Source organism: Microcoleus sp. B13-B6 (assembly GCF_036705405.1).
GTDB lineage: Bacteria > Cyanobacteriota > Cyanobacteriia > Cyanobacteriales > Microcoleaceae > Microcoleus.
Window position 1 is genome coordinate 1 of record NZ_JAUBUJ010000153.1, and the last position, 12575, is coordinate 12575.

At 44.8% G+C, this 12575-nt stretch carries 12 protein-coding genes; 5 read left to right on the forward strand and 7 right to left on the reverse strand.

Going from position 1 to position 12575, the window contains the following annotated elements:
• Positions 1–252: 252 nt before the first annotated feature.
• On the reverse strand, positions 253–864 hold the full coding sequence (locus QUB35_RS36405; RefSeq protein WP_333147547.1) for a hypothetical protein: 612 nt from the start codon (positions 862–864) through the stop codon (positions 253–255).
• 326 nt (positions 865–1190) lie between these two features.
• Here QUB35_RS36405 and QUB35_RS36410 point away from each other — a divergent pair, with 326 nt between their 5' ends.
• The 3 genes from QUB35_RS36410 to QUB35_RS36420 all read left to right on the forward strand — a co-directional run bounded on the left by QUB35_RS36410 (position 1191) and on the right by QUB35_RS36420 (position 2869).
• Positions 1191–1403 (forward strand): high light inducible protein, encoded by a 213-nt coding sequence (locus tag QUB35_RS36410; protein WP_190659021.1) that lies wholly within the window; start codon positions 1191–1193, stop codon positions 1401–1403.
• A gap of 143 nt (positions 1404–1546) precedes the next feature.
• Entirely contained in the window at positions 1547–2086 is a 540-nt protein-coding gene (psbP, locus tag QUB35_RS36415; protein WP_333147549.1) for a photosystem II reaction center PsbP, read from the forward strand.
• A 132-nt stretch (positions 2087–2218) separates the two neighbouring features.
• Entirely contained in the window at positions 2219–2869 is a 651-nt protein-coding gene (locus QUB35_RS36420) for a nucleoside triphosphate pyrophosphatase (protein WP_333147551.1), read from the forward strand.
• Positions 2870–3030: 161 nt separating this feature from the next.
• Here QUB35_RS36420 and QUB35_RS36425 read toward each other — a convergent pair whose 3' ends face one another.
• Positions 3031–3945, reverse strand: coding sequence for a calcium-binding protein (locus QUB35_RS36425; protein ID WP_333147553.1), 915 nt, complete (start codon positions 3943–3945; stop codon positions 3031–3033).
• A 301-nt stretch (positions 3946–4246) separates the two neighbouring features.
• Between QUB35_RS36425 and eno the strand changes: the two genes are divergently transcribed.
• Positions 4247–5527 carry a phosphopyruvate hydratase gene (gene eno / locus QUB35_RS36430; protein WP_445252094.1) on the forward strand — a complete coding sequence of 427 codons (1281 nt, stop codon included), beginning with the start codon at positions 4247–4249 and terminating at the stop codon, positions 5525–5527.
• Between the two features lie 264 nt (positions 5528–5791).
• Here the strand turns inward: eno and argC are convergent, their stop codons facing one another.
• Positions 5792–6850, reverse strand: coding sequence for an N-acetyl-gamma-glutamyl-phosphate reductase (gene argC, locus QUB35_RS36435; protein WP_333147556.1), 1059 nt, complete (start codon positions 6848–6850; stop codon positions 5792–5794).
• A gap of 597 nt (positions 6851–7447) precedes the next feature.
• Between argC and QUB35_RS36440 the strand changes: the two genes are divergently transcribed.
• Positions 7448–8821 (forward strand): tyrosine-type recombinase/integrase, encoded by a 1374-nt coding sequence (locus QUB35_RS36440; RefSeq protein WP_333147557.1) that lies wholly within the window; start codon positions 7448–7450, stop codon positions 8819–8821.
• A 213-nt stretch (positions 8822–9034) separates the two neighbouring features.
• On the opposite strand, the gene QUB35_RS36445 is transcribed toward QUB35_RS36440, so the two are convergent.
• The 4 genes from QUB35_RS36445 to QUB35_RS36460 all read right to left on the reverse strand — a co-directional run bounded on the left by QUB35_RS36445 (position 9035) and on the right by QUB35_RS36460 (position 12379).
• Positions 9035–9223: a hypothetical protein gene (locus tag QUB35_RS36445; RefSeq protein WP_333147560.1), complete on the reverse strand. Its 189-nt coding sequence runs from the start codon at positions 9221–9223 to the stop codon at positions 9035–9037.
• Between the two features lie 217 nt (positions 9224–9440).
• A complete protein-coding gene (locus QUB35_RS36450) occupies positions 9441–9686 on the reverse strand; it encodes a hypothetical protein (RefSeq protein WP_333147562.1) in 246 nt (81 codons plus the stop codon).
• Positions 9679–11490, reverse strand: a complete 1812-nt coding sequence (locus QUB35_RS36455) for a hypothetical protein (RefSeq protein ID WP_333147564.1) — start codon at positions 11488–11490, stop codon at positions 9679–9681. The genes QUB35_RS36450 and QUB35_RS36455 overlap by 8 nt, the downstream gene beginning before the upstream one ends.
• Position 11491: 1 nt before the next feature.
• Entirely contained in the window at positions 11492–12379 is an 888-nt protein-coding gene (locus tag QUB35_RS36460) for a hypothetical protein (RefSeq protein ID WP_333147566.1), read from the reverse strand.
• Positions 12380–12575: the final 196 nt, after the last annotated feature.

A 12575-nucleotide genomic window follows, 5' to 3' on the forward strand; every position in this document is an offset into this window, starting at 1 on the left:
GTGGGGATTTCAACCAATTAAACTATAGCATAAAGCCGTCCTAAAAGGACGGGGCTTGCATCCCATTTTCTCGGTCAGACTCCGTTATTGAAATATTCTTGAAGATTTCGGGTAGTAGAGCACCTTACTATATATGCCAGTGGCGTCCAGGACGGCCAGACTCGGAGGTTGAAACCCCGTCTAAACTTGCCTCTCGTCCCAGCAGAGGGCGACTAAAAAATACAGGAGGTATTATTAAAGCCGGGTTTGATATTACTTGCTGCCCAGCCAAATGGGATAAGCAGAAGAATCCTCAGCTTTTAACTTTTGCGCCTGATAACTCTTGCTAGTCCAAGTAGCAACTGTTTGCAGGCTTTCTGTCAAAGAACTTTCGCTGCCAAACGTTTCAAATCCCAAAGTCCACCACGCGCTGCCGTTAATGTTCAACTGAGTAAGTTCCACGGTGCAGCCTTCAGGAATTGGGGCTTCTACTGGCACTGACCTTACCGCACCCGACTCCGAAACTTGATAAAGACGCTGCGCTCGCTTTTTCTTGACTGCCACCCACTTTCCTGTCGCTATAATATCCGCCGGTATCGGCGCCATCGTGTCCGCACAAACCCACTTCAGCCACTTTTCGGCTTTGCCTTCCCAGCGGTTGCCGAACTGCATCATCCCCAACTCTCCCTGACGCCACTTTACCTCCAAGGTTTTCCCGCGTAGCTTCACTCCCAAGTAGTCGCAGCTTGGTACTAGCAAATATATGTCTTCCCGCTCTTCAGGAGGCGAAAGATACCCGCCGAGACTCTCGCTTCCAAACCATTGATTGATAGATTTTGGCAGTGCACCGCTATAAAACCACCGCATTTCCAGACTGGCCCGCATAAATTTTTCCTCCGTTCCACAATTTTCGTCAAACCCAGACTGGATTTGCCATACACCATCGACTTTTGTGCCTCTCCACTCTATCCTCCCCCCTCTGGGGCCCAGAGTCTACCCACAGTCATACCATTTTAGATTTTAGATTTTAGATTTTAGATTTGGGAAAGACATACTATATAAGGGTTTAGAGCTTGCCTACAGTTGCATTTTTTTTATAAACTGGTGTCAGATCGGGGAATTTAAAAAAAATTTCTCACAATCCTTTACATATCTTCACAAGTCTGTTACATTTAGTTACAGTACACTAAAAACCATTTAGGAAAAAAAACATGAGTAATCGAGGCTTAATGCTGGACGACCAAGGCAAAATGAACAATTTTGCGATCGAGCCGCAAGTATACGTCGATGACGAACCCCGCACCGGCTTTACCCCCTACGCCGAACGCTTAAACGGCCGCCTTGCCATGATTGGCTTTGTTTCTCTCTTGGCTTTAGAAGTTTCGACCAAGCACGGGCTGATTAGCTGGCTGACTCACCTGTAATGATTTTGTTAACAATTAAACTATATGGCTATGGATCGCTGGCGTTACACAAACAGCGATCCATAGCTTAACTATTTTTAGGGGCAAGGTTTGGTGAGACAATTAAAATTAAATATTTTTGTTTTACTCTACCCGTAAAAAGAATGCTCAAACGAATTGCGGCAATACTTCTGGTGGTTCTAAGCCTCACCTTGACCGGTTGTGTGTCTAAAGTCACCGGGCTCAAAAGCTACGTTGATACTGGCGATGGCTATCAATTTCTCTATCCTAACGGCTGGCTGCCGATCGCGGTTTCTAACGGGCCCGATGTGGTGCTCCGCGATTTGATTCAGCAAACCGAGAACGTCAGCGTGGTAATCAGTCCAGTCGCGAAGGACAAAACTCTGGCGGATTTGGGAACGCCGACGGATGTGGGATACAAGCTCAGCAAAAGTGCGATCGCCCCGAGTGATTCCGGCCGCGAAGCTGAATTAGTCAATGCAGAAGCTCGTGAATCGCGATCGAAAAACTATTACATTTTAGAATACGCCGTTAAGTTGCCAAACCAAGAACGCCATAACTTAGCGAGTGTAGCAGTCAGCCGCGGCAAACTTTTTACGCTTAACGTTTCCACTACCGAAGAACGCTGGCCAAAGGTAAAAGAAGCTTTTGAGAAAGTTGTTAAATCTTTCTCTGTTTATTAGGGCATGGGGCATGGGGCATGGGGCATGGGTTAGTTGCCAACTGACAACTGACAACTGTCAACTGACAACTGACAACTGTCAACTGTCAACTGTCAACTGTCAACTGTCAACTGTCAACTGACTTCTTAACTTATGAAGATTCCCACTTTTGTATTAGCTTCAGCTTCTCCTGCACGCCGCCGCCTGCTAGAAAATGCCGGCATTCAAGCTGTGATTTGCCCCAGCGACTTTGATGAAGGGCAAATACAAATGAAAGATGCCACTAATTTAGTGCAGGTGTTAGCAGAGGGAAAAGCTGAGGCTGTAGCTAAGTTTTTACTGGCTAATTCTCACCCCCAAATCCCCAATCCCAAAGCGTGTTTGGTGTTGGGATGCGATTCAATTTTGCTCATAGATGGCGAAATTCACGGCAAACCCAAGGATGCGGAAGAAGCAATCTCGCGCTGGCAGAAAATGCGCGGTAAGGTGGGCGAATTGTATACGGGTCATGCTTTAATTGATACTAGATTCGATGACTTTGATGAGGCAAGGTCGCGATCGAGCATTCGCTATCAAGTTACAAAAGTTCATTTTGCGGAAGTTACCTCGCGCCAAATTGCAGCCTACGTCGCTACCGGAGAACCCTTGCAATGTGCAGGCTGTTTTGCACTGGAAGGTAAAGGTGGCTTATTTGTCGAAAAAATCGAAGGATGTCACACAAATGTGATCGGTTTGAGCTTACCTCTGCTGTGGCAAATGCTCACCGCAATGGGATATGATGTGGCGGATTTCTGGCAATCTTAAATATTGTTTAATTTATGTCAGGAATCGGGAGGCAGAGCCTCGCTGATATGTCTTCCCAGGCAGAGCCTGGGAACGAGGATTGAGAGCCTTGTTGTTGTCGGATGGGCGTTTCGTTCCGCCCCTCCGTGCTATGCAGATTAGCCTTGCCCACCAGTTGGTAGTTATCCTAGAGCGATCGTCCCGTCAGACACAGATATAAACTGAAGTTGATCCGGCGAAACATCCTTCACCAAACCCAAGATATTGCCGGTGCTAGCTTCCCGAATCACCGTCGCCTTAGTATTTAAAATTCTAAAATCAGCAGTGCGAGGAATTCCCGGAGGAAAAGGCCCGCTGCTGTCATAATCTCTGGCATCACCAATTGTTAAAAACCTTTCGCTCAAAGCAATATCATTTCGCGTCAGTCCTCCCGCCAATCCAATTACATCACCTTCAGCCGGATTGTAATCGAGAATAAAATCGGCAGGCACTTCATCTACATCAAAATTGCCACTAGGAGGCGGTTGAAGCGAACCAATTTCCCCCGAAGCTGCTCCCACTTCTGTGCGGAGAACAAACAAATCTGCGCCTTCACTTCCCCAAAGTCTATCAATTCCAGCATCACCGATTAGAGTATCATTTCCACTATCTCCTACTAAAGCATCATTCCCTTTACCGCCCCGCATAAAGTCATTGGCAGTGCCTCCATAAACGTAGTCATCACCTTGATCTCCGCTGACAAAATCGCTGCCACATTCTCCATAAAGAATGTCAAAATCTTGGCCGCCGCGAATAGTATCGCTGCCACAACCCCCGATTAAAGTATCTGTGCCGCTGTTACCGTTCATCAGTTCCGCACCACCTGAACCTCTGACAAAATCGTTACCAGCTAAGGCCCGCAAACCTCCGGGAGTATTACGCAGAATTCCATTTGCTAATTGAAATGCGTCGTCATTGGGAGTTAAGTCAAAAAAGTTGGGGTTGCTGGCTGGATTTGGCAATGGCCCGGTGAGTAATTTGGTGTTTGGGGGATCAGCAATAATAGGGTCTGAATTTTCAGCTAATGCTCTAATTTCTCCGATATTTGTTTCTAACATCCTAAGTTTCTCCTTTTTTGATTGACTTTGCTGACATTCTAATTTTAACAAAGGTTCTAATTAAGAAATCTGCGGGAATCTGGGGTTAAAACAATCAAATTACTGTCAAACTTGCCGGAGCTGTTATTCAACAAGCCTAGCTTATTGACACCGATCGGCTCGTCCAAATCCGCAAATATTTTGAACTGTGCACCAATAATTCTGGGGATCGCGTACTCTATTACCCGTCAGCAGTCAGCGTGGGAAAACCCAGAGACTGCTAATTGTCATGAAACCTTGAATTAAGTCCGGAATAATTAATATGCTAGACACTGCGATCGAATCTATTCAAGCCAGAGAAATCCTCGACTCCCGTGGCCGCCCCACCATTGAAGCTGAAGTTTACCTAGCCAACGGTGTTGTCGGACTCGCCCAAGTCCCCAGCGGCGCGTCTACAGGCTCTTTTGAAGCCCACGAACTCCGCGACGACGACAAAAGCCGTTATGGTGGCAAAGGAGTCCTAAAAGCCGTCGCTAACGTCGAACACAAAATTGCCCCCGCTTTGGCTAATCTAGATGCGATCGACCAAGCGCTGGTAGACAAAACCATGATTGATTTGGACGGTTCCCCGAACAAATCCCACCTCGGCGCAAATGCCATTCTCGGAGTCTCCTTAGCCACAGCAAAGGCGGCCGCCGAGACTTTAGGACTCCCCCTTTATCGCTACTTGGGCGGGCCCTTGGCGAACGTTTTGCCCGTGCCTTTGATGAACGTGATCAACGGGGGTTCTCACGCTAACAATAATGTGGACATTCAAGAATTTATGATTGTCCCTGTGGGTGCGCCCTCTTTTAAAGAAGCTTTACGCTGGGGTGCAGAGGTATTTGAATCCTTGAGTAAAGTCTTAAAAGCTGAGGGTTTGCTGACTGGTGTGGGTGATGAAGGCGGTTTTGCGCCTAATCTTAAATCCAATCAAGCAGCTTTGGATTTGTTGATTGCAGCTATTGAAAAAGCTGGCTATAAACCGGGTGAACAAGTTGCTTTGGCTTTGGATGTTGCTGCTAGCGAATTTTACAAAGATGGGCAGTACACTTACGACGGTGTGGCTCATTCGCCTGCAGAATTAATCGATTATTTGGATGGTTTGGCCAGTCAATATCCGATTGTTTCCATTGAAGATGGTTTGCATGAGGACGATTGGGAAAGTTGGGTAGCGCTGACGCAGAAAATGGGCAGCAAAGTTCAATTGGTGGGTGACGATTTGTTTGTTACTAATCGGACGCGGCTGCAGAAAGGAATTGATTTGAAAGCTAGCAATTCGATTTTGATTAAGCTGAATCAAATTGGTTCTTTGACAGAGACTTTGGATACGATCGACCTGGGCAAACGGAACAGCTATCGATCGATCATCAGCCACCGTTCCGGTGAAACTGAAGATACCACCATTGCCGATTTAGCCGTAGCGACTCGCGCCGGTCAAATCAAGACTGGTTCTTTGTGTCGCAGCGAACGAGTTGCCAAATACAACCGTTTATTGCGGATTGAAGACCAATTGGGCGATCGGGCAATTTATGCTGGGTCGATCGGTTACGGGCCTAAATAACACTTGGTAATCGGGCATGGGGCATCTGACAATTTTAGATTTTAGATTTTAGATTTTAGATTGAAGAATTGATTAGTAACTTGAATCTAAAATTAACAATCAGAAATCTAAAATCGGATGGGCATCGGGCATCGGCAATTTACATCCTGTAGGGGCGGGTTTTACCAGAAATAATTGCCTAAAACCAACAATCTCGTAAACCCGCCCCCACCAATTACCAATTACCAATTACCAATTGCCCAATGCCCCATGCCCAATTCTCAATTAAGGATAGAAAGCCAATTGTGGCAAACCCAAAGTTTCTTCCCAACCCATCATCAAGTTCATGCACTGGATGCCTTGGCCGGCTTGTCCCTTAATTAAATTGTCGATCGCCGACAGCACAATCACCCTATCAGTACGCGGATCGACTTCGATGCCGATAAAACAAAGATTCGTACCGCAAGCCCATTTTGTTTGCGGATAAACCCCAGCCGGTAACACTTTTACCCAAGGACAATTGCGGTAAAAAGCGCTGAAAATCGTGATTAAATCTTCCCGCACCAAACCCGGATCACGCAAAGTTGCGTAAACAGTCGCCAGAATTCCCCGCACCATCGGAATTAGGTGAGGAGTAAACTGAACTTTAATATCATGTCCCGCTAAATCGCTGCAAATTTGCTCGATTTCTGGCGTGTGGCGGTGGCGCCCAACGCCGTAAGCGCCCAGAGAACCCTCTGCTTCAGCCAACAAGAGATTAACTTCGGCTTTGCGGCCCCCTCCCGAAGCACCGGATTTGGCGTCGATAATTGCTGTTTCTGGCACGATGAGACCTTGTTTGAGCAAAGGGGCCAGGGCTAACAAACTAGCAGTGACGTAGCAGCCGGCACAGCCTACTAACTGAGCGTCTTTAATTCGATCGCGATACAATTCTGGCAAGCCGTAAACAGCCGTTGCAGCTAAAGCAGAGTCCGATCGCTCGCCACCGTACCAAGCTTTGTAAGTTTCCAGATTTTCAAATCTGTAGTCAGCCGACAAATCCAAGACTTTGCAGCCTTTTTCTATCAGCGTCGGTGCCATTTTGCAAGCTAAACCGTTTGGCAGCGACAGAAACACAACTTCGCATTTTGCCGCTATTTGGTCTAGGTCGATCGCCTCGACTGTCAAATCAATGCAGTTAGTCAGGTGCGGATAAAGGCTGGAATAAGGTTTTCCTGCACTGCTATCCCCGCCCAAATAAACTACTTCAGCCGCCGGGTGGTCCGCCAGCAGTCGCACAAGTTGCACGCCGCCGTACCCTGAAGCGCCGATAATTCCTACAGGCACACGTCCAACATCTCCCATTTTCCTTTATCCCCTCAGCCGTTGAAGTCAAAAACGCTTGAACTTTTGCTGCATTGTAGTACCAAACGCCAACTTTGGTGGCAAAGAATTGTGTTGTTTTGTTTTGGAGGTGGATTTTTGTTAATTTTCGGCTGTTGGACACCGCCCAAAAACCGATACAAAGCCCCGACTCCTTTCCTGGATAGCCCAAAATTTTAGACCAAAGTTCCATCTTCCAGATTCAAAGCTGCAAGTAAATCTAAAATCTAAAATCTAAAATCTAAAATCGACTGACCGATCGCCAAAACCCTAAAATTAACAAACGGATGTGCGATCGTGCTATAAAAAAACTTACCTTAACCCCTCCCCAAACCGGAGATTAACATTTTTCGCTCGAAGATCGAATCTCGAAGATCAACATCCATCCGTTAAATCTGTTAAATCTTGTACACGGCTTTGTTGCCGAACGAACAATGGGCATAGTTGTAGACCTATTGCCATAAAGGTGCTATATTAGTTCTGTGCCTTCATTCACGCTATGCACATAGCTCGATTAACGGGTGTCTGCTAGAAAGTTGATAGAAGGCTAAAACCCTTACAGAACCTTGAAAAAACAATATGTACGCTAAATCACAAGCAACCCCTGAGACGATCAAAGTACAGTCCGATAACGGTTCACTCCGGTTACAGTTCAGTACCAAGTACAATCCCATTTTTGGGGGGAAGCGAAAGCATCAGGGCTTAGGGATGAAGGATACTCCTGAGAATTGGCAAAAGGCGATCGCTATCGCGTGGAGGATTGAAGGTGACTTACAGCACCCAGACTGGCAACAACTGTTCGATCCTACTTTTGCCAAGTACGGCTTAAAAACCAAGTACACCGCTGAACTAAAGCTGGCTGCACTGATTCCAGAACCAGAACCTGAGATTACCGTAGGTCAAATGTGGGAAGATTACTTGGATTGGAAGCAACCGCAGTTACAGCCAACTACGTTTGAACTTCTTTACCGAATTAGTTATACAAACCCTATTAAGGGGAAGGTGTATGACAAAAAAAATCATGTTTATCTAACGTCGGATAATCCTTTATGGAACGAACGTTTAGACGGACAGATAGACGACTGTTTGTCGCGGTTCACTTGCTGTACAACTACCAAGCGGTCGATTATATCCGCCCTTTCCGAAGCGTTTACCCGATTGCAGTCTCAAGGGAAAACAAGACTTACGGTTAACCCGTTTGCGGGGATTGACTCTGTTTTCACCCCTAACAAAACAGACAAGTATAAGCCAGTTGTCACTTCTGATGGTTCGCTATTGCGATGGTGGGACTCCGAGGATGACGAAGTTAACCCAGATGAACGCGATCGACGCGCTTTTACTAAGGAAGAGAGAGACATCATCATTAAGGCTTTTTATGAGTCTGATAAGCCCGCAACCCGTCAAGCAGCACCTTTGGTTGAATTCTTGTTTCTAACTGGATGCCGTAGCGGGGAAGCTTTCGCGCTTGAATGGAAGGATGTTTTTTTGGGGCGGGACAAAGACTACATTAGATTTAGCAAGTCTTACAACGGCCGGTTAAAGAACACTCAGGTTCCAAAAACAGGGGAAACAAGAATCTTTAAAATATATCCGAAGCTTCAAAATTTACTGTTGAAAATTAAACCTGTAGACACTCAGCCAAGGGACTTAATTTTCAAACAACAAAATGGCAAAGCTTGGTATATCGGTCAATTTGCTAAGTTGTGGAATACATACGAATTAAAATGTTCTCAAAAAACCTACACTTATCCCGGTGTAGTTACTCAATTGGTTGAAGACGGTAAAATCTCTGGTTACCTATCCCCCTACCATACCCGACATACGTTCATTACTCTGATGGCGCACGCTGGCACAGATTTATTGCTACTGGCCACTGCCTGCGGTAATAGTGTTGATACAATTCAACGGCATTACTTGGGTATCAATACAGAGGCTTCCTTCTCCGACATTTAGCCCCGCATCCCCCTACCTGCCACCCCCCTTATTAAGGGGGGTTTTTTATTGGCTATTTTTTGCCTTGCCTGTTTGTGTCTCTGCCTGTATTTTCTGGAGTAGCCCCCTACTGTAGGGGGCTATTGTTCAAGATGAAGGTAAAGTAGCCGCCTACGGCACTAAAAAACCCGGTTGTTACACCGGGCAAAACCCTAACCTTTGACAAAACTAAATTTACGCAGATGGAGGCACAGTCTGTTCTGACATCCGATCAACCAACTTTTGCAGTTGAGATTGAGTGAGGCTCTCATCTGCTACGTCTAACCCGTTCTCTTCCTCAAGCTTAGCGATACGCTCCGAAAGGATGGCGTCCCGTTCTACCAGTGTCCTAAAAATCTCAATCATTAAATTCCAAACGTTCATTGTGACTGTCCTTACGCGTATCGGTGACGTGTCAATCGTAACATAAGCACTTTGCCTTAACGTGGCAAAAACTACGGCTATCATGGTAGAACAAAAAATCAATGTATTGTTTTATACCAAATATTTAAAAGTAGGAGGGATTGTGCCTGTTTTTGTTGGCATTTTTACAAGTAGCCCCCTACTGTAGGGGGCTACTCTAGGAAATGCACTAAGAAACTTACTTTGGCTTTTTCTGTTTAAGCCGTTTAACTATATCCTTTAATTCCGGTTTCATATCACTTTTTTTGGGATTAATCCCCATTGCATCTTTGACCAGAAAAATATCGAGTGATTTTAATTTAATCAGTTCATCCTTTTTCCTCAAAAATTCTTCTCGAATTGCACCTTTACCAGCAGCCTCTCGTTGTTGGTCAGTAGTACCCCTAGGTGACGCGCTTTTACCACCGCTAACTGATTTAGCCATTGCTCCTCATCCTCAATGCCTCGTTAATTGATATTTGGCCCGGCTTGAATTGCCATTTTACGATGGGCACCTTGCTCGGATTTAACATTTTACCTAGCACTTCTTCTACCTGTTCGTCGGACTTCAGTCCCGATGTTTTTAGCTTTTTAGGTTGACTGTTGCCAAAACCTTTGTGGTTCTCGTGAACTGTAAAGCACACTGGCAGATCCTCGAAACTTAACTGTGGCTCGATTCCAATAGCGTCGGCAACAAATTCAACTTTCCTGCCTGTTTCTGCAATAGCACTCATAATTTGTACAAGTTGCATTATTGCAGCGACCTCGAACCGTTGACTTGAATTGCCGTCGGACATACTTTCAGCCAACATTTCGTACATCTGTCCCGCCCATGCGGTAGCATTAACATTTTGCCATTCACTACCCAATGGTTTACTTTTTGGGTTAAGTATCAACCCGTTCGCGAGCATTCTGAATAGAGCTTGAGTAATCGCATAGTAATCAATGCAATTATCGTTTCCCTTGCCACCGGGTACAAGGAAGGCGTTACTCACCGGGAATTTATTTTTTTTGAGTTTGGCGATACCAAGATATTTGTGTATTTCTTTGACCTGTTCACAGCAATCCATAGGTTTAATTTGTTGGGGATGGTTGGGTAATTGAACGGAAATCGATACGGGACTAGGGGGACGTGGATATATTTTAAAGCTATCTTTTGGGGGGACGCAACCAAATACACTTATTTCTGGATTGCTTACACGACGGCTAGTCGTAATAGGCATCCCGCCACCGTATTCGCTTAAGTACCAATTGTAAGAGCAAAAACTCGAAGGAATATAATAATAATAAACGTAATCCAAAATTTGTTTTAAATAGGATTGACTTGCAAAGCGATCAATTCGTATATCAAGTTCGCACTCAAAGAGAGTCATGATAATTGTGGTTTGCATTGCCCACAAACCATTAATATTCCGAATCTTTTGTGTGCAAGTATTGCTGACAACTCGTACTTTTGTGGGGCCGAAACTACTATACGGATAAAAAACTGGTTGCGACAAATACGACTCACAAGTACCTGCGTAAGGATTTATGCTGTAATGGTTTTCTCTCCAAAAGAATTTTAGCGTACATCCTTTGGCGCTGTCTATGTTTACTCCGGTTGGTACCGGCCATTTTGTAGCAGGCTGTTCGGGGGGGATGGATATATTCTCTTTGTCTAAACCTTCTGTATAAGTAGGTGTTACAGGTTCAGGGACAGGTGTACTTATCACTACAGTTCCTGGATCTCGTTGAAATCCTATTCCGATCTCCCCGCCAGGCAACCTGATACTAATGCCCCCACTAATCCCCCCTTTTTCGTCTTTTGCAATATCAACGGTAATTCCAAAACCCGTTAGCGCTAGCCCACCACTACCGCCCTGACCAACTTTCCCTTCTACCCCAAAACCTGCTACATTTACTCCTCCACTAACCGATTTAAGGGATATCGAGCCATCCGGCTCAAAACCCATTTCAGCCCCTATATTCACCCCCAATTTACCCCTAGTAGATCCTAATCCTGCGCCAATACCTAGGGTATTTTTTGACTCATTTCGATTAATCGAAATACCTTGTGCAGGTAAGAGCGATTCTAAATCAACCTTTGCCCTACCCTCAATGGTAATACCTGCTACCGAGCCTAGCTCGCGAGTTACCCCTAATTGAGTAGAGTTTGGAGCAGAAGACTCACTGCCATCGTACTTTCTTCCTAAGCTTGGCTCGGATGGTTTGCTTAAATCGGGGGATTTTCTAAGGTTTGGTCGTGCCACATCAAGTACCTATTAACCCATGTGTTCTGAGAGCTGTTTCCAGACTAAATAATCGTCTAGATACTTCTAATAGTGTAGCTGTATCTGACGCGAAAGCACCCTTATTGATTGTTCCCGTTGATGCAGTCCATCCAGTCTCTCTAGCTCCTACTATTTTAGTTCCAGCTACTTGAAATGACGTACCTTGAATACTACCTGCTGCGAAAATATTGCCTCCGACTCCTATTCCACCACCAACAACCACACCACCTGTAGTGGTAGATGTCGATGGAGTTGTGTCGCCGAAACTAATTAATCCTACTGTGCCAGTTTTTATGGCTAATTTATTAGTAGCGGTTCCTGTAATACTTGCGATTTCTATTCCGACACAATTAGTAGCGGGAATAGTATTGGATGACGAAGCATTAATTAAAATCCCTCTGATAGTAGTAGATATTGCCGAAGCACCAGAGCTGACTGTAAATAGCCCACCATTAATAGTAGTAGCAGTACCAGCTATATTTCCAATAGAAGCAGCAAAACTACCGCCATTTAGTGTCGTCACAGTAGTTGCAGTATCATTTCTAGCTGAGAAGGCTGCACCATCAAGAGTAGTAATGTTCCCAATCCCTGAGTTTAAAGCTGTTAACCGTAAACCCTGAATATTACCCGCCAAGCCAATTCCATAATTTCTAACTCTCACATGAGAGCCTAAAAATTGATTTGGAATTGCAATATTCGTATTAGCGTTAATCTCAAAATCATTATTTGTAAAAGCAAAAGTGCCTACTGGATTTGCAGTTAAAGTTATACTCCCATTTAAAGAGTTGACCACTTGAATTGAATTGATTGATTTGATGTCCGAGTTGTCATAAGATTGAATAGTTAGGGAGGAATTAGTACCTACCAAAATAGAATCTAAAAAATATTTATTACCACTTATACTTTGAGTAGTAGTTAAATCAATAAAATTCTGAGTTGAACTACCTGTTCCCCCATTTAATATCGCTAGTGTACCAGTAATATTACCAGGGTAAACGCATCTAAATTAATTTGACAAATACCTAAATTTGTGCACTACTAAATAACTAAAAAAACCTTCTAAA